This window comes from Salinarimonas chemoclinalis (assembly GCF_041514305.1).
GTDB classification, from domain to species: Bacteria; Pseudomonadota; Alphaproteobacteria; order Rhizobiales; family Beijerinckiaceae; genus Salinarimonas; species Salinarimonas chemoclinalis.
In genome coordinates this window covers 101,815-117,490 of record NZ_JBGMWH010000011.1, presented here as the reverse complement: position 1 = coordinate 117,490, position 15,676 = coordinate 101,815, and the positions used below count along the sequence as shown (strand labels likewise).

The 15,676-nt window shown below is 72.9% G+C and carries 15 protein-coding genes and 1 tRNA gene; 9 read left to right on the top strand and 7 right to left on the bottom strand.

The genetic code is table 11. The features are described from left to right. Window positions 1-7: 7 nt before the first annotated feature. The 3 genes from AB9M23_RS16545 to AB9M23_RS16535 all read right to left on the bottom strand — a co-directional run bounded on the left by AB9M23_RS16545 (window position 8) and on the right by AB9M23_RS16535 (window position 3,231). Window positions 8-84 (bottom strand) — tRNA-Arg (locus AB9M23_RS16545). Window positions 85-230: 146 nt separating this feature from the next. After that, window positions 231-1,742: a sensor histidine kinase gene (locus AB9M23_RS16540; RefSeq protein WP_372425671.1), complete on the bottom strand. Its 1,512-nt coding sequence runs from the start codon at window positions 1,740-1,742 to the stop codon at window positions 231-233. 19 nt (window positions 1,743-1,761) lie between these two features. Next, on the bottom strand, window positions 1,762-3,231 hold the full coding sequence (locus tag AB9M23_RS16535) for a dihydrolipoyl dehydrogenase family protein (protein WP_372425670.1): 1,470 nt from the start codon (window positions 3,229-3,231) through the stop codon (window positions 1,762-1,764). Window positions 3,232-4,026: 795 nt separating this feature from the next. Here AB9M23_RS16535 and AB9M23_RS16530 point away from each other — a divergent pair. Then, window positions 4,027-4,422 (top strand): helix-turn-helix domain-containing protein, encoded by a 396-nt coding sequence (locus AB9M23_RS16530; protein WP_372425669.1) that lies wholly within the window; start codon window positions 4,027-4,029, stop codon window positions 4,420-4,422. 167 nt (window positions 4,423-4,589) lie between these two features. Further along, entirely contained in the window at window positions 4,590-5,612 is a 1,023-nt protein-coding gene (locus AB9M23_RS16525; RefSeq protein ID WP_372425668.1) for a histone deacetylase family protein, read from the top strand. Between the two features lie 6 nt (window positions 5,613-5,618). Here AB9M23_RS16525 and cutA read toward each other — a convergent pair whose 3' ends face one another. Then, window positions 5,619-5,936: a divalent-cation tolerance protein CutA gene (gene cutA, locus AB9M23_RS16520; RefSeq protein WP_372425667.1), complete on the bottom strand. Its 318-nt coding sequence runs from the start codon at window positions 5,934-5,936 to the stop codon at window positions 5,619-5,621. A 56-nt stretch (window positions 5,937-5,992) separates the two neighbouring features. On the opposite strand from cutA, the gene AB9M23_RS16515 reads away from it, so the two are divergent. Genes AB9M23_RS16515 through AB9M23_RS16505 form a run of 3 tightly spaced genes read left to right on the top strand, consistent with a single transcriptional unit; the run spans window position 5,993 to window position 7,850 of the window. After that, window positions 5,993-6,763: an NAD kinase gene (locus AB9M23_RS16515; RefSeq protein ID WP_372425666.1), complete on the top strand. Its 771-nt coding sequence runs from the start codon at window positions 5,993-5,995 to the stop codon at window positions 6,761-6,763. A gap of 37 nt (window positions 6,764-6,800) precedes the next feature. Continuing rightward, window positions 6,801-7,274, top strand: a complete 474-nt coding sequence (locus AB9M23_RS16510) for a response regulator (RefSeq protein ID WP_372425665.1) — start codon at window positions 6,801-6,803, stop codon at window positions 7,272-7,274. Window positions 7,275-7,277: 3 nt separating this feature from the next. Continuing rightward, window positions 7,278-7,850: a hypothetical protein gene (locus tag AB9M23_RS16505; protein WP_372425664.1), complete on the top strand. Its 573-nt coding sequence runs from the start codon at window positions 7,278-7,280 to the stop codon at window positions 7,848-7,850. Window positions 7,851-7,900: 50 nt separating this feature from the next. Here AB9M23_RS16505 and AB9M23_RS16500 read toward each other — a convergent pair whose 3' ends face one another. Both AB9M23_RS16500 and AB9M23_RS16495 read right to left on the bottom strand, forming a co-directional pair. Continuing rightward, window positions 7,901-9,991 carry a LamG-like jellyroll fold domain-containing protein gene (locus AB9M23_RS16500; protein ID WP_372425663.1) on the bottom strand — a complete coding sequence of 697 codons (2,091 nt, stop codon included), beginning with the start codon at window positions 9,989-9,991 and terminating at the stop codon, window positions 7,901-7,903. Beyond that, window positions 9,981-11,414 carry a glycoside hydrolase family 68 protein gene (locus AB9M23_RS16495; protein ID WP_372425662.1) on the bottom strand — a complete coding sequence of 478 codons (1,434 nt, stop codon included), beginning with the start codon at window positions 11,412-11,414 and terminating at the stop codon, window positions 9,981-9,983. The genes AB9M23_RS16500 and AB9M23_RS16495 overlap by 11 nt, the downstream gene beginning before the upstream one ends. A 260-nt stretch (window positions 11,415-11,674) precedes the next feature. On the opposite strand from AB9M23_RS16495, the gene AB9M23_RS16490 reads away from it, so the two are divergent. The 4 genes from AB9M23_RS16490 (at window position 11,675) to AB9M23_RS16475 (ending at window position 14,323) form a co-directional block, all read left to right on the top strand. After that, a complete protein-coding gene (locus AB9M23_RS16490) occupies window positions 11,675-12,352 on the top strand; it encodes a response regulator (RefSeq protein ID WP_372425661.1) in 678 nt (225 codons plus the stop codon). Then, window positions 12,349-13,695 carry a sensor histidine kinase gene (locus AB9M23_RS16485; RefSeq protein WP_372425660.1) on the top strand — a complete coding sequence of 449 codons (1,347 nt, stop codon included), beginning with the start codon at window positions 12,349-12,351 and terminating at the stop codon, window positions 13,693-13,695. Before AB9M23_RS16490 ends, AB9M23_RS16485 begins: the two co-directional genes overlap by 4 nt. A gap of 81 nt (window positions 13,696-13,776) precedes the next feature. Then, complete coding sequence (locus tag AB9M23_RS16480; RefSeq protein WP_372425659.1) at window positions 13,777-13,914, top strand: hypothetical protein; 138 nt, start codon at window positions 13,777-13,779, stop codon at window positions 13,912-13,914. A 40-nt stretch (window positions 13,915-13,954) separates the two neighbouring features. Continuing rightward, window positions 13,955-14,323, top strand: a complete 369-nt coding sequence (locus AB9M23_RS16475; protein ID WP_372425658.1) for a NirD/YgiW/YdeI family stress tolerance protein — start codon at window positions 13,955-13,957, stop codon at window positions 14,321-14,323. A gap of 153 nt (window positions 14,324-14,476) precedes the next feature. Here the strand turns inward: AB9M23_RS16475 and AB9M23_RS16470 are convergent, their stop codons facing one another. After that, complete coding sequence (locus AB9M23_RS16470; RefSeq protein WP_372425657.1) at window positions 14,477-15,409, bottom strand: ribose-phosphate pyrophosphokinase; 933 nt, start codon at window positions 15,407-15,409, stop codon at window positions 14,477-14,479. Window positions 15,410-15,676 lie beyond the last annotated feature (267 nt).

Genomic DNA, 15,676 nt, shown 5'->3' with positions numbered 1-15,676 from the left:
TGGAGAATGGCGCGCCCGAAAGGATTCGAACCTCTGACCCCCAGATTCGTAGTCTGGTGCTCTATCCAGCTGAGCTACGGGCGCCTGCCGTCGCGGCGATCTGATTGCGTCGTCGCGAGGCCGGTGGAATAGGAAATCCCGGCGGGCTTGGCAAGCGGGTTTTCGCCTCGCGACGCACTTTTTTCGGGCGCCGGCCTCGAACCGTCCTCGGATTGGCGCGCGGCCGCGGGTCAGGCGCGCTCGCGGGGCCGATCGGGGATCTCGATGCGGAAGGCGGCGCCCGTCAGCGTCCCCGCCGGGTCGCTCCCGTGCACGATGCGCCCGCCGTGCAGCCGCACGATCTCGGCGCAGATGGCGAGCCCCAGCCCTGTGCCGGAGGCGCGGGCGGCGCCCTTGAACGGCTCGAACAGGTGCTCGAGGGCCTTCGCCGGCAGGCCGGGGCCCGAATCGCAGACCTCGACGATGCAGGCACCCTGCGCTCGACGCGCGGAGATCCGCAGGACGCGCGCCTGCGCGGGCATGCGCGCCATCGCCTGGACCGCGTTGCGGGCGAGGTTGACGAGGACGCGGGCGAGCTGCTCGCGGTCGGCGTCGATCGTCAGGTGGGGCTCGACGTCGAGCTCGAGCCGCGCCGCGCCCTCGGGGGTCGCCTGCACGTCCGGCCCGGCGAGCCCGGGCACGGCCTGGAGATCGGCGAGGATCTCGACGAGCGGCAGCACGCGCCGGCGCGGCGCGGGCTCCACCGCGCGACCATAGGCGAGGGTCGCCTCGGAGAAGTCGATCGCGCGCTGGAGCGTGCCGATGAGGCGCGGGGCGATGCGCTGGACGGTCGGATCCTCGACGTCCGCGAGCCGGTCGGAGATCAGCTGCGCGGAGGCGAGCATGTTGCGCAGGTCGTGGTTGATCTTGGCGACGCCGAGCCCCAGCTCCGCGAGCCGGCGCTTGGCGCGCAGCTCCTGCGCGAGCGCGCGCTCCGTGCGCTCCAGCGCCCGTTCGGCGGTGCCGATCTCGTCCGTGCGCCGGCTCGGCACGATGATGCGCGAGGCGTCCTCCGGCTCCTCGGAGAAGCGTTCGAGGTTGGCCGAGAGCCGGCGCACGGGGCGCACGATCACCGCCTGGAGCGAGAGATAGACGAGTCCCGCCGTGATGCCGGAAATGATCAGGGACAGGATCAGGATGTTGCGCGAGAAGGTGAAGAGCGCCTCGCGCAGGGGTTCGGGGTCGATGACGATCTCGACGAAGTCGATCTCCGCGGCGTTCGGCCCGGTGCCGTCGCCGACGACGCGCATCATCCCAGGCGCCCGCCCGGCGAGCGTGGCGAAGGCGGCGGGGATGGCCTCGAACGGAGACTGCGTGCGCAGGTCCACCGTGCGGGCGATCTCGGGCGGCATGCCGACGTCGACGGCGAGGAGGCGGCGCGTGCCGCCACCGCGGACCGCGACGAGCTCCGCGCCGACGCCCGCGAGCAGCTTCTCCTGGAGGCCGGGCATGTCGGCGTCGCCCGCGTCGAGGACGAGTGCGGCGATCTGCGCCGCCGCGAGCCGGTCGGAGAGCCAGCTGCGCTGGAAGTTCGCGACCGAGGGCACGTAGATCAGCACCTCGGCCAGCATCACGAAGGCGATGGTGAGGAGGAGGAGGCGTCCCGACAGGCCGACGACCGGGCGCCGCCGCCGCGCGGCCGGGCCCGCGAGGCCGTCCTGCGCGAGCCCGCGGGTCGGTTCGGCGATGGTCGCGTCGTCCATCGGGCCTCCAGTCCCGCCCTCAACCCAGCCGGCGCATCAACCGGCGCCAGCGCTGGACCCACGGATTCGCCGCGAGCGGCCGCAGGTCCTCGACGGCGGCGCGCTTCGTCAGCTCCGACCAGGTCGGGTACGGCATCACGATCCCCGCGAGGTCCCGCGCCTTCAGGCCCTCGGCGAGGGCGAGCGTCCAGGGCGCGATCAGCTCGCCCGCGTGCGGCGCTGCGATGGCGCAGCCGAGCACGCGCCCGTCGCGCCCCACGAAGGCCTTGATCAGGCCGTGCGGGCGCCGCTCGGCCTTCGCCCGGTCCAGCTCGCCCACGGGCCAGCGCAGGATACGAGCCTTCGCGTCCCGACGAAAGGCCTCCGCCTCGGAGAGCCCGACGCTCGCGATCTCCGGGTCGGTGTAGACGACGCGCGGGATCGCCGCCGTGTCGAGCTTCGCCGGCAGGCGGAAGAGCGCGTCGCGCACGACGAGCGAGGCGTGCTGGCTCGCCGCGTGGGTGAAGCGCAGGTCCCCCGTGCCGCCGGTCGCGCAGTCGCCGATGGCGTAGATCCGACGATTGCCGGTGCGCAGCCGCGCGTCGACGCGGATGCCGGAGGCGTCGTAGGCGACCCCCGCCGCCTCGAGGCCGAGATCGTCCACCGTCGGTCGGCGCCCAGCGGCCACGAGGACGTGCGAGCCCTCGAGCACCTCCTCCGGGGCGCCCGCCCCCGCGCGGACCCGGAGGCGCACGCCGTCCGCGGTCGCCTCGGCGGAGAGGACCGCGACGCCCTCGCGCAGGTCGACGCCCTCGGCGCGCAGGGCGCCCGCTGCGACGGCCGCGACCTCGGGGTCCTGTCCCGCCAGAGCCGGGCCCCTCGACAGGACGACGACCGCCGCGCCGAGTCGGGCATGCGCCTGGGCGAGTTCCATCCCGACCGGCCCGGCGCCGATCACGAGGAGACGGCGCGGGCGCTCGGACAGATCGAAGACCGTCTCGTTGGTGAGATGCGGGACGTCGGCGAGGCCGGGGATGTCGGGCACGCGGGGGCGCGAGCCCGTGGCGAGAACGAACCGGCGGGCGCGCACGCGCGTGCCCGCGACGTCGAGCGTGCCGCGGTCGAGGAAGAGGGCGCGGTGCGGGAGCACGGTGACGCCCATCGCCCGGTAGCGCTCGACGGAATCGTTGGGCGCGATGTCCGCGATCACCCCGCGGACGTGGGCGCGCAGCACGGCGTAGTCGACCCGCGGCTCCTGCGCCGCGACGCCGAAGGGCGCGCCGGCGCGGATCGCATGGGCGTGGGCGGCGGCGGCGATGACGGATTTCGAGGGAACGCAGCCGGTATGGAGGCACTCGCCGCCCATCCCACCGATGTCCCCGCCGCCGCTCCCGGCGCTCTTCTCCACCAGGACGACGGAGGCGCCGAGGGATGCGGCGACGGCGGCGACGGACAATCCCGCCGCGCCGGCGCCGACGACGCACAGATCGGGCTGGAGCGTGTCGGTCATCGCGATCCTCGTGCCCGCTGTCGCACGCGTCCGGGTCGGTGGCAAGGGGGCCGATGGAGCCGAATCACCGGGCGGCTCCGGCCTGCGCGGAGGCGGCTGCAACACGAATTAATAAGCATGGTGCAACAAAAGTGGACCGAATCCGGGCGGTACGGCAAGACTTCGCGACCCCCTCCGCATGAGATCGAAAGAACTCGCCTCGGAGGCGAAACCGATGCGAACACAATTTCAGGCGAATATCTACCAGCGTCGACGTTTCAACCAACATATGTTAGGCACGTTTAAATTGCACTCTGCGTCGCCCTTGGCGAAGTCGAACACGGGCGCCACGCTCGCCCTCGGTCATTGGGGCGTCCATGCGGCTTCCGTGTGACGATTCGAAGACCCGCATGGGCATCCCTCGGGAAGCAGCCTCGAGCCCTTCACCGGCAAGGGTTTCGCTCACCACGTACGCCCGCGCGTCCCGCATGCCGGGCATCGCGCGAGCGTAGCGGTCCCGACCGAAGCGGTGCGGATTCGACATATTCTGATTTGGCGAATCCGCACGATGGAGACTCGAAACCCTGCATTCTCCGAAGGCTCCGATCCGCCGTCGTCGCCGTTATGCATCTGCATTTACGAGACTTTCGGCATCTCTCGTGGATTTTCACGCAACTCCGGCGACGTCCCGTTATTCTATCCGAGGGGCATCCAGGCACGGGTCCCGACGCAGGATTTCTCGCGCAGTTCCATTTACAGGCACGGAAAAAACGCATATCTCCTTGAGCACACTCAACCCGAGATCAGTGGAAGCCCATGTCAACTCGTTGCCCCACCGACATCGACCGCTTCGTCGGTCAGCGTATCCGCCTGGCGCGCCGTATCGCCAAGATGAGCCAGCAGAAGCTGGGCGAGCAGATCGGCGTGACCTATCAGCAGATCCAGAAGTACGAGAACGGGACCGACCGCATCGGGGCCGGGCGCCTGCACCAGGTGTCCCTCTCCACCGAGCAGCCGATCGAGTTCTTCTTCTCGTTCGGCGAGGAGGTCGAGGCCAAGCAGAGCGACCGGCAGGACATCCTGGCGGACGACGGCGTGCAGCGCCTGATCGTCTCGGCCTCGAAGATCCGCTCGCGCAAGCTCCTCGACAATCTCGCCCAGATCGCCGAGACCTTCGCCACCGCCGAGGTCGGCGAGGCGCCGAAGGCCTGATCCCGGGCGGCTTCCACGCGAGCCGCCGCATCGAAAGCGGCTTCGCGGCGCACGGGGACCCCACGGGTCCCGTGCGCCGCGGTGCACCTCTCCGGTCTTCTCGCCAGAGGCTTCTCGGCCTAGGCTCCTCGCTTCGGCGAACGCGCGCGAGAACGGAGACGACGGCGATGCGTGCCTTCCACGACCCCAGGTCCGCAACCCACGATCCGGACACCTACTTCCGGCGCGGCGCGATCGTGGCGCACCCCGAGCAGGCCTCACGCTACGCGATCCTGCGCGACGCGATCGCCGCGCGCCACGACCTCTCGGCGCCCGCAGAGCACGGCGAGGCTCCGATCCTCGCGGTCCACGACGCCGGCTACATCCGCTTTCTCTCCGAAGCCTGGGATCGCCGCGCCGAGCTGCCCGGCAGCGTCGACGAGATCCTCTCCGGCCACTTCGCCCGGCCCCACATGAGCCGTCGGCCAGAGGGCCTGCTCGGGCTCGTCGGCTACTACACCGCCGACACCTCGACGCCGATTCGCGCCGGCACGTGGGATGCGGTGCGTGCCGGCGCCCAGGTCGCGGTCAGCGCCGCCGACGCGGCGCTCGCGGAGAGGCGGGCCTACGCGCTCTGCCGCCCGCCGGGCCACCACGCCTACGCCGACTCCGCCGGCGGCTTCTGCTTCCTCAACAACAGCGCCGTGGCCGCACAGCGCCTGCGCGAGACACATGCGCGCGTCGCGATCCTGGATATCGACGTCCACCACGGCAACGGGACCCAGGGCATTTTTTACACATGTGGTGATATCCTCACCGTGTCGATCCACGCCGACCCCGCGGACTACTTCCCCTATTATGCGGGCTACGCGGACGAGATCGGCGCGGGCGACGGAACGGGCTTCAACCGAAACCTGCCCCTCGCCCACGGCTCGGGAGACGCCCCCTGGCTCGCGGCGCTCGCCGAGGCGCTCGACGGCATCGCCCGCTTCGCGCCCGGCGCGCTGGTCGTTCCGCTCGGTCTCGACGCCTCGGAGGACGACCCGATCGGCGCGCTTCGCGTCACCACCGACGGCTTCGCCCGCGCCGCCGAGGCGATCGCCGCGGCGCGCCTGCCCACGGTCATCGTGCAGGAGGGGGGATACCTCTGCGAGGCGCTGCCGCGCAACCTCTCGGCCTTCCTCGACGCCTTCGACGCGGCCGCGGGCTGAGCCGCCTCAGAGCCCCGTCGCGCCCATCAGCCAGGCCGTGGTCGGCCCGTCCGCACCCACCGGGACCGCGAACACGACGGGCGTCTCGTAGGGATGGACCTCGCGGATCGTCGCGCCGACCGCCTCTTCCAGGCCGCGGCGGGTCTTCACCAGCCCGACGATCTCGGTCGCCTCCTCGATCGCGCCCTCCCAGGCGTAGACGCTGCGCATGCCCGGGATCAGGTTGACGCAGGCCGCGAGGCGGCGCTCGACGAGGGCACGCGCGACGGCGCGCGCCGCCGCCTCGTCGGGAAAGGTCGTGTAGACGAACAGCGGCTCATCCATGCTATGCCTCCTGGCGAACACCCGTGTCCCAGCCGTGCGATAGGTGCCGCATCCCGATGAGCCGTGACAAGACGATCGCCTTCGTCGCGAGCGAGCATCCCGAGGCGCAGGCCGCCGCCGAGCGGCTGCGCGCCCGCTATCGCAACGTGCCCGCGCGGGAGGCGGACGTGGTCGTCGCGCTCGGCGGCGACGGGCTGATGCTGCAGACGCTCCACCTGTTCATGGGCGTGGAGAAGCCGATCTACGGGATGAACCGCGGCTCGGTCGGGTTCCTGATGAACGACTACCGCGAGGACGCGCTGATGGAGCGCCTCGCCGCCGCCCAGCGCGCGGTGGTGCACCCGCTCCTGATGACCGCGCTCGACACGCAGGGGCGCACCCACACCGCGCGGGCGATCAACGAGGTCTCGATGCTGCGCCAGACGCACCAGGCCGCGAAGCTGATCATCGCGGTCGACGGCAAGGTGCGCATGCCCGAGCTGATCGCCGACGGCCTGCTGGTGGCGACGCCGGCGGGCTCGACCGCCTACAACTTCTCCACCGGCGGGCCGATCCTGCCGCTGAACGCCCCGCTCCTCGCGCTCACCCCGATCTCCGCCTTCCGTCCCCGGCGCTGGCGCGGGGCGCTGCTGCCGGACCACGCGCGGGTGACGATCGAGGTCAAGGAGGCGGAGCTGCGCCCCGTCGCGGCGGTCGCCGACCACACCGAGTTCCGCCGCGTCGTGCGCGTCGAGGCCTCCCTCGACCGCACGGTGGATCTCGTCATGCTGCACGATCCCGGCCACGGCCTCGACGAGCGCATCCTGCGCGAGCAGTTCGGGCCGTGAGCCGCTTCCCCGAGGCCCGAACGCCGAGAGCCCAGCGATGCGGATCGCCTTCGAGAACCTGAGCTTCGTCGTCGCCGAGGACGACCCGTTCTGGCGCCGGCTCGTCGTCGCCTGGCTCGAGGCCTGCGGCGCCCGCTCGGTACGCGACACGGCGGACGGCGCGCGGGCGCTGGCGCTGATGCGCGAGGCGCCCGCGGACGTCGTCGTCACCGACTGGGAGATGCCGGGCCTCGACGGCATCGCGCTGACGAAGGCGCTGCGCGATCGCGCGGCGAGCCCGAACGCCTTCGTGCCGATCCTGATGCTCACCGCCTACGGCGAGCGCGGGCGGGTGATGCGGGCCATGCGCGCCGGGGTGAACGGCTACCTCGTCAAGCCCGTGACGCCGCGGGCCTTCTACGAGCGCCTGCTCGCCGTCCTGGCCGACACCCGGCCCTTCGTGGCGACGCCGCACTACTTCGGGCCGGACCGCAGCCGCCCGCAGGCGCTCGTCCTGCCGCAGGAGGGGTGAGCCATGCGGATCATCCCCGCCCCGCCCAAGGCGGGCAGGCCCGCGCGGAAAACGTCGCCGAAGCCTTCGCCGAACGCCTCGGCCGAGCCGCGGCCCGGGGCGCCGCGCACGCGCCGCGAGACCGTGCCCGTCCCCACCGACCTGCGCGACCGGGCGCTCGCCTTCGACATGGGCTACGAGGAGGCGCTCGAGGCGTCCGTCGCCCGCGCCGAGGCGGCCGAGGCGCGTGTGCGCGCGCACGCGGGCGACGTCCTCGCGATGGAGGCCGCCCGCTGCGCCGGCGTCGCCGACGGCTTCGCGCCGGGAGACGCGGCCTGCCGCGCGCGCTGCCTGCGCGCCGCCCATCGCCTGCGCGGGACGGCGCTCGGCGTCGCGGCGCCGCAGGTCGCGCGCATGGCGGCGAGCCTCGCCCGGCTCCTGTCGGGCGCCGGCAACCGCACCCCCGCCGCCCTCGTCGCGGCCCACGTCGACGCCGTCCAGGCCGCGACGGACGGCAAGGCGAACGCGCATGCCGCCGAAACCCTGGCACGGGAGCTCGAGGCGGCGGTGGAGACGGTGCTCTCGCGCCTGCGCTGACGCGGCGGGCGGCTTCCCGGATCGGGCGTGGCGGAGCCGGTGCTGCCGCCTCACTGTCGACCCGAGAGCGTCAGCTCCCGGACGACCCCCTCCCCCGCGATCACGACCCGGCGCGCATCCCCGTCCTGCGGATAGACGAGGACCCCGAAGGGCCTGCCGCCGATCGTGCCGGAGACGGCGGCGCCGTCGACGACGATCGCGATCTCCACCACCTCCTCGGCCGGAATGGCGCCGGTGCGGGCGTCGTTCTGCGCCCACGGCGCGGTGGAGGCGCGGGTGCGGTCGAGCACCACGATCCCCTCGGCGGGTCGCAGGCGCAGGCGCGTGCGCTCCCCCGCCCCATCGTCCGCGCCGGGCGTGGCGAGGACGTCGATCGCAGCCTCGCCGCCGCGGGGAATCGCGAGCGTCGCGCGCAGGAGCACGGGCTCGTCGCTCGATCCGATCGTCTCGCCCTCGGCGGAGAGCGGTGCCCCCTCGATCGACGCGATCGGCTCCGGGAAGGCGTCGACGAGGGTCTCGGGGAGCGCCGCGCAGATCGCGCGGTCGTCGTCCGCGCAAGGCGAGAGCGTGTAGGGCAGCGACAGCGCGTGCACCCAGCCCGCCTCGCGCCGCGCCGGTTCCGGCCTCTGGCCGCCGTCCGGAATGACGCCGATGGCCACCGTGCGACCGGCGCCGTCGTCGGCGAGTGTCGGCGCGAGCATCGTGCCGAAGAGGCTGTAGTCGATCCCCTCCGGCCGCGCCGGCGTGAAGCGCACGCCGTCGAAATCGCCCATCCAGTAGAGCGTGCGCGCATGCGCGTCGCGGATCACGGGCGTGCCCATCAGCAGCCAGCGTCCGCCGAAGCGGCGCAGAACCGGCAGCTCCCAATATTGCCCCGGCATGGCAACGTCGCCGGTGTCGAATTCGCCGGCGAAGTCCCACGAGACGCTGTCCTGCGAGGTGAAGGCGAGGATCAGCGCGCGGCTGTCGTCGGGCAGGCCGGCCCCGACGAGGGCGAGCCAGCCGTCCGGCGTGCGGACGGGATAGGGATCGCGCATGTCCTGCCAGCCGGGCGGCGTGTCGTAGGCGATCGTGTCCTCGGTGCGCAGGAAGCCGCCGTCCGCCTGCAGCTCGGCGCGACCGAGGCCCGAGCGATGGCCGTCGACGCCGGTATAGAGGATCGCCGGGGGCTCGGTGTCGGGCACGAAGTTGCCGACCCAGACGCCGCGCCGGTCGAAGCCCGTGCTCGGGAGAAGCGCCGGCGGTCGCACCTCCCAGCGGGAGAGGTCGTCGGAGACGAGGTGCCCCCAGACGATGTGGTCCCAGAACGCCCCGTTCGGATTCGCCTGATGGTAGAGCCGCCAGACGTCGCCGTCGCGGATCAGCGCGTGCGGCTCGTTGGTCCAGCCGGCGGGCGGCATCGGGTGGACGCGCGGGCGCAGGGAGCGACCCGCGAACCAGGCGGGCGGGACGGAGACGTCCGCCGCGCGATCGGCCGGCGCGGCGCGCGGCGTCGGCGGGCCCGCCGCCCCCCGCGCCACGGCGATCTCGCCGAGAAGCCCGTTCCAGATCCCGTAGGGATGCACGTCGCGCGCGCCCGCGAACGGATCGCGACCGATCGAGACGCCCCCGGAAACCGCCTCGGGCGGGGTGCCCGGGCTCTCGGCCACGCGCTCCCCGTCGACGTAGAGCCGCGCGCCGTCGGCGTCGACGACGCCGGCGAGATGCACCCATCGGCCGAGCGGCAAGGCGTCGAAGCTCGCGGCGCGCAGGTCGCCGACCACGAATTCCGGCTGGCGCCACGGCCCCACCGCGAGCCGCAGCGCGGGTGCCCCGGGTTCCGTCGCGATCGAGACGACCGCGGCCGCCTCCACCGGCGGCGAGGCGAGCGCGACCCAGGCGGAGACGGTCAGGCCCTCGCGCGGCGCGACCGTCACCGGCGCGATGCTCTCGCCGTAGGTGGAATTGCCGTCGAAGCGCAGTGCCGCGACCGCGCCGTCGACGACGGGGACGAGCGGTCGATGGGGCGTGCGCGCGACGAGAGCGGGCCAGCCGTCCGGCGCCGCGAGCACGAGCCGCTCCCCTTCGAGCGGGAGGGCGGACGCGCCCCCCGCCGCGAGGACGGCCGCGAGAATCGCCGCCGCGACGCGCTCAGCGCGCATTGTTCGCTTCGCCGACGCTGACGATCTCGCCGTCGAAGCGCAGCCGGAACATCGGCCCCGGCGCACCGGCGAAGCTGCGCTCCTCGTTCGCGGGGTCGAGCTCGAAGCCCCAGGTCTCGTTGAGGTAGCTCATCACGTGCCCGTCCGGCAGGACGAGGAAGGAATAGACCTGCGCCGGGTCGATGCGCGGGTTCGCCGCGACGAGCCCGTGCTCGTTGATCGGCGTCCAGCGCCCCGTCAGTCGCCCGCTCTGCGAATGGAAGCCGTAGAGCCCGCGCGGGCCGTGAATGTCGGAGGCGAAGGTGAAGTCGTGGGTGGAGAAGAACAGGTAGGCCTGCCCGTCTCGGTAGACGACGTGCGGCCGCTCGAGCTGGGAGTTGACGTCCGTCGAGACGATCAGCGGCGGATCGAGCCGCCAATCGCCGTCGTCCTCGCGCGTCATCAGGCCCACGACGCCGTTGTACGGACCGGCGATGCCCGCGCCGTTCGCCGTGAACAGGACGTGCTCGCGCCCGGTGAGCGGATCGACCATGTATTCGGGGTCGCGGAAGCCGTAGACGGCGGAACTCGCGAGGTAGGTCTCCATCGTGTCGTACCAGAAACCGTCGGCCTCGCCGATGATGCGATGCTCGCCGAAGCCCGAGAAGGCGATGCCCTCGCCGCTCGCGGAGAGGGAGGCGGTCACCGAGGCGAGGCGCTGCTCGGCCAGCGGACGCCCCGCCGCCTCGTTGTGGATCGAGATCGGGCGCTCGGGATCGTCGTCGGCGAGGCTCTCCGCATCCGGACGGCCGACCGCCGTGTAGTAGAAGGTTATCTCGCGCGTGTCGGGGTCGTAGAAGGTCGAGCCCGCCCATTGCCGGGAGCCGAGCCCGTCCTCGCGCGTGAAGACGACGCCGCCCGGGCGCCATTCGCCGTCGCGGGTGTACCAGTAGCGCCAGGTCGAGAGCGTGTAGAAGTCCCGGCCCGTCTCCTCGATCTCGGCGAGCTCGGCGCTGAGCCCCACCATCACCACCCAGCCGTCGATCTCCGCGACGGCGCCGTCGGGCGTGCGCACGGGCCAGGCGTCCCACACGGTGACGCCCTCCTCGAAGGGCTCGCGATCGTGGATCATCAGGGGCAGCGTCACGGGCGTGTCCTGGTGGATCGCCTCGACGTCGGCCCGCGACCAGACGGACGCCATGTGGCCGGGAAAGCGGAAGGCGGCGGGGGTCTCGAGCCCACTCTGGTCCGGGCCCGCGTCGCTCGCCTGCGGCCGCTCCGCCCCCGCGGGCGCACTCGCCCCCTGTGCCTGCGCGAGGATCGTCCGCGTTCCGGCGGCGTCTGCGGGCGGGGATGCGATGGGCGGCGACGCCGAGGCGGCGGTCGCGGCGAGGACGATCGCCATGGCGGCGACGACGGTCGGAGGCCGGGTCGGATATCTCATGCGGTAGCTCCCTGATTGGGGGGTTGGCCGCTCTCGATCGACCGACGCGCGAGGCCACGTCGCAGGCGTATCCCGCGGGTCTCCTCGGACCGTTCCGGCGGCTAGGAAAACGGTCAACCGCGGGGCGCGAATTCCGTTCCCCACCGTATTCTCCGCCGGAGGGCGCGAGGTCGGTCAGGTTTCGGTCAGGAAGCCGCGCTATGGATTTCCGCCTCGCCGGGAGGCCGCTCCCGGCCGCCGGGCGCCGATCGGAGGACCCGATGCGCATTCTCCTCGTCGAGGACCACCCGCCTCTCGCGGAGGCCGTGGCGGACGCGCTGCGCCGCGCCGGATTCGCCGTGGACCACGCCCGCACCGCGGCGGACGCCCGTGCGCTCGCCGCCGCGGCGCCCTACGCGCTCGTCCTCCTCGACCTCGGGCTCCCGGACGGGGACGGCATCGCGCTCCTCCCCGCCCTGCGCGCCGGCGGGCGCGTGCCGGTCATCGTCCTCACCGCCCGCGATGCGCTCGGAGACCGGCTCGCGGGCCTCGACGGCGGCGCGGACGACTACGTCGTCAAGCCCGTCGAAATGCCCGAGCTCGTCGCCCGCTGCCGGGCCGTGCTGCGCCGGCCCGGCGATCGGTCCGACACCGTCCTGCGGGTCGGCCCCATCGCGCTCGACACGGTCGTGCGCAGCGTCCGGGTCGGCGGTGCACCCATCCAGCTCGGGCGCCGCGAGGCCGGCGTGCTGGAGCAGTTGATGAGGGCTCCCGGCCGCGTGGTCTCGCGTCGGACGCTCGAGGACGCGATCTACGCGCTCGACGACGACGTCACGCCCAACGCGCTCGAGGCCGCCGTCTCGCGGCTGCGCCGCGCGCTCGACGCCGCGGGCTGCCCCTTGCCGATCGTCACCGTGCGCGGCGTCGGCTGGCTGCTCGCGACGGAGATCGCGCGGTGACGGGGCCGGCGCCGCCGCTGGCGCGCATCCTCACCCGGCGCCTCGCCTGGATCGCGCTCGCCGCCCTCGCGATCAACGCGCTCGTCGTGGGCGTCTACTACGGCTCGGACCGGCAGGCGCTCGAGGAGGAGGCGATCGCGCGGGAGATGGCTCGGCTGGAGGCGGCGCTCTACGGCGCGCCGCCCCGGATCGACGCCTCGGCCCGCGAGATCTTCGTTCGGTACCCGGCGGCCTACGCGTTCGCCCTGGTCGACCGGACCGGCGCGGTTCTCGACGCCGAAAATCCCGCGCTCGTCCCGACCGAGGCCCTCGACACCGGCGCCTTCGCGGACGCCTGGGTCGCCCGCATCGCGCGCGACGGCGGCCGGACGGTCGTGGCGGCGCATGCGGTCGCCTCCGGAGATGGCCTTCGCCTCGTCCTCGTCTTGTCCGGCGACGACCCGGCGGGCCTCCTCAGGGGCGCGCTGCTCGCGGAATTCGTCCGCCACATCTGGCTGCCGATCGTCCCGGTCGTGCTCATCCTGATCGGCACGAACGCCATCCTCGTCCGCCGCGGGCTCGCGCCGGTGGCGGCTGCGGCGGCGTGGGCACGTGCCGTCCGGCCCGGATCGCCCGCGCCCCCTCCCCCACGCGAGCGGGTGCCCGCCGAGATCGCCGATCTCGTCGATGCGACGCAGCGCTCCCTCGATCGCCTCAACGCCGCGCTGGCCGCCGAGAAGCGCCGGGCCGCGGAGGCGGCGCACGCCCTGCGCACGCCGGTCGCCGTCCTCGTGGCGCGGCTCGACGCCCTGCCGCCCGGCGACACGGCGGATCGCCTGCGCGCCGATCTCTCGGCGCTCTCCCGCACCGTCCGCCAGGTCCTCGCCTCCGCCAGTGCCGACGCGCTCGCGATGGACGATGCCGCGACCGTCGATCTCGGCCCCGTCGCCGAGGCGGTGACGGCGAGCCTCGCCGCCTTCGCGCATGGGAAGGGCGTCGCGCTCACCCTGGAGCGCCCGGCCGAACCCGTCCTCGCCCCCGGCGATGCGGACGGGGTCGCGCTCGCGCTCTCGAACCTCGTCGAGAACGCCATCGTCCACGGCGGGCCGGGCGCCGTCGAGATCGTCGTCGGCCCGGGAACCGAGATCCGCGTGCGCGACCACGGCCCCGGCGTCCCGCCGGGTGCGCGCGCGAGCCTGTTCGAGCCGTTCTGGCGCGGCGAGAACGCGCCGCCGGGCGGCGCGGGTCTCGGCCTCGCCATCGTCGAGCGCCTCCAGCGCGCGCAGGGCGGGACGGTGGAGGTCGCATCCGCCGAGGGGGGCGGCGCGGCCTTCGTGCTGCGCTTTCGGTCCGCCGATCGGTGACGCCGTCAGGCTCCCGTCAGGAGAACTGCGTAGAACGGCCTCGTCGGGTCGCGCGGCGATCCACCGAACACGGAGAGAGCGATGAAGGAGATCCAGAAGATCGAAGTGCGGCGCGCGGGCGCCCGGCTCGCGGGCGACGTCGTGATCCGCGTGCCGAAGACCTGGCTCGCGGCCGGCGCGGTGGCGCTGGCCGTCCTCGTCCTCCTCGCCTTCGACTGAACCCGTCGCCGCCGCCGCCCCGCTCTCCAGGAGATCCGTCGTGAAGACCCTCGCCACCTTCGCCTTCGCCTTCGCCCTCGCCATCCCCCTCGCGGCGTCCCCGATCGCCGCCCAGCCCACCGAGGTCACGCCCACCGAGGTCACGCCCATCGCGGAGGCCCAGCGCGGCACGATGGTGACCGTGCGGGGCACGGTCGAGCGCATCACCGACGAGGACGAGTTCCGGCTCGCCGACGCGAGCGGCACGATCCGCGTCTACGTCGGACCGAACTGGGTGCCCGCGGACGTCGGCGAGGCGGTGACGGTGAGCGGTTTCGTCGACGACGGCCTCGGCCCGCGCGAGATCTACGCCCGCACCCTCACCCGCGCCGACGGGACGGTCGTCGCCTTCGAACGGCGGTACGACTGACCCCGGCGCAGGGCGCCGGCGGCGGCACGCCATCGTTCGTCCTGAGCGAACGAGACTCGCCGAACAATGGCGGGTGAAGTACGGCGTACGCTTCGCAGACTTGGCCATGGCGCGACTCTCCCGGCCGCAGCTTAGCCGCCCGGCGCCCCCGCCTCAATCGAACAGGCTCGACACCGAACTCTCGCTCGCGGTGCGGGCGATGGCCTCGCCCATCAGGGGGGCGATGGAGACGACGCGGATGTTGCGGGCGACCTTCACGGCCTCGGTCGGCTGGATGGAGTCCGTGATCACGAGTTCCTTGAGCTTGGAGTTCGCGATGCGCGACACCGCCCCGCCCGAGAGCACGCCGTGGGTGATGTAGGCGGAGACCTCGGTGGCGCCCTCGGCGAGGAGCGCGTCGGCGGCGTTGCACAGCGTGCCGCCGGAATCGATGATGTCGTCGATGAGGATGCACGAGCGCCCGCGCACCTCGCCGATGATGTTCATCACCTCGGACTCGCCCGGCCGGTCGCGGCGCTTGTCGACGATGGCGAGCGTCGTCTCGAGGCGCTTGGACAGCGCGCGGGCGCGCACCACGCCGCCGACGTCCGGCGAGACCACCATGCGCTCGCCGGCGGGCAGGCGCTCCTTGATGTCGCGGGTGATCACGGGGGCGGCGAAGAGGTTGTCGGTGGGGATGTCGAAGAAGCCCTGGATCTGCCCGGCGTGCAGATCGAGCGTCAGCACGCGGTCGGCGCCGGACTCGGTGATCAGGTTCGCGACGAGCTTGGCGGAGATCGGCGTGCGGCCGGCGGTACGCCGGTCCTGGCGGGCGTAGCCGAAATACGGGATCACCGCCGTGATGCGCTTGGCCGACGAGCGGCGGCAGGCGTCGATCAGGATCAGCAGCTCCATCAGGTGGTCGTTCGCCGGGAAGGACGTCGACTGCACGATGAACACGTCCTCGCCGCGCACGTTCTCCTGTAGCTCGACGAAGATCTCCATGTCCGCGAACCGCTTGACCAGGCAGCGCGCGAGCGGGACGTCGAGGTAGGCGGCGATCGCCTCGGCGAGCGGGCGGTTGGAGTTGCCGGCGACGAGCTTCATCGATCACGGAGCCTTCGTGCTTCGGTGGGCGCGGCGTAGCGGACTCGCGCGCGTGTCGCGAGGGGTCATATCGGGTAGGCCGCCATCGGGCAAGCAGTCGTGCCGCGCGCGTCCTCGTACGGTCGCAGCTCGACGAGTACGGGTTGCATCGAACGTCCTGCCAGGATGTTTGTCAATTCGGTGCGGCGCACAAAGTCTGGGCCGGCGCGCCGCCTCAATGAGCCCATTGCCGTTTGGACAGTCCGCTTCCGGCGCGGCATCGCCGCC

Bases quoted from the DNA above. Each gene is read 5' to 3' on its own strand.
- AB9M23_RS16515 (WP_372425666.1), top strand. From the start codon at position 5,993: ATGAGCCGTGACAAGACGATCGCCTTCGTCGCGAGCGAGCATCCCGAG.
- AB9M23_RS16495 (WP_372425662.1), bottom strand. From the start codon at position 11,414: ATGAGATATCCGACCCGGCCTCCGACCGTCGTCGCCGCCATGGCGATC.
- cutA (WP_372425667.1), bottom strand. From the start codon at position 5,936: ATGGATGAGCCGCTGTTCGTCTACACGACCTTTCCCGACGAGGCGGCG.
- AB9M23_RS16530 (WP_372425669.1), top strand. From the start codon at position 4,027: ATGTCAACTCGTTGCCCCACCGACATCGACCGCTTCGTCGGTCAGCGT.
- AB9M23_RS16500 (WP_372425663.1), bottom strand. From the start codon at position 9,991: ATGCGCGCTGAGCGCGTCGCGGCGGCGATTCTCGCGGCCGTCCTCGCG.
- AB9M23_RS16470 (WP_372425657.1), bottom strand. From the start codon at position 15,409: ATGAAGCTCGTCGCCGGCAACTCCAACCGCCCGCTCGCCGAGGCGATC.
- AB9M23_RS16525 (WP_372425668.1), top strand. From the start codon at position 4,590: ATGCGTGCCTTCCACGACCCCAGGTCCGCAACCCACGATCCGGACACC.
- AB9M23_RS16540 (WP_372425671.1), bottom strand. From the start codon at position 1,742: ATGGACGACGCGACCATCGCCGAACCGACCCGCGGGCTCGCGCAGGAC.
- AB9M23_RS16510 (WP_372425665.1), top strand. From the start codon at position 6,801: ATGCGGATCGCCTTCGAGAACCTGAGCTTCGTCGTCGCCGAGGACGAC.
- AB9M23_RS16505 (WP_372425664.1), top strand. From the start codon at position 7,278: ATGCGGATCATCCCCGCCCCGCCCAAGGCGGGCAGGCCCGCGCGGAAA.
- AB9M23_RS16480 (WP_372425659.1), top strand. From the start codon at position 13,777: ATGAAGGAGATCCAGAAGATCGAAGTGCGGCGCGCGGGCGCCCGGCTC.
- AB9M23_RS16490 (WP_372425661.1), top strand. From the start codon at position 11,675: ATGCGCATTCTCCTCGTCGAGGACCACCCGCCTCTCGCGGAGGCCGTG.
- AB9M23_RS16535 (WP_372425670.1), bottom strand. From the start codon at position 3,231: ATGACCGACACGCTCCAGCCCGATCTGTGCGTCGTCGGCGCCGGCGCG.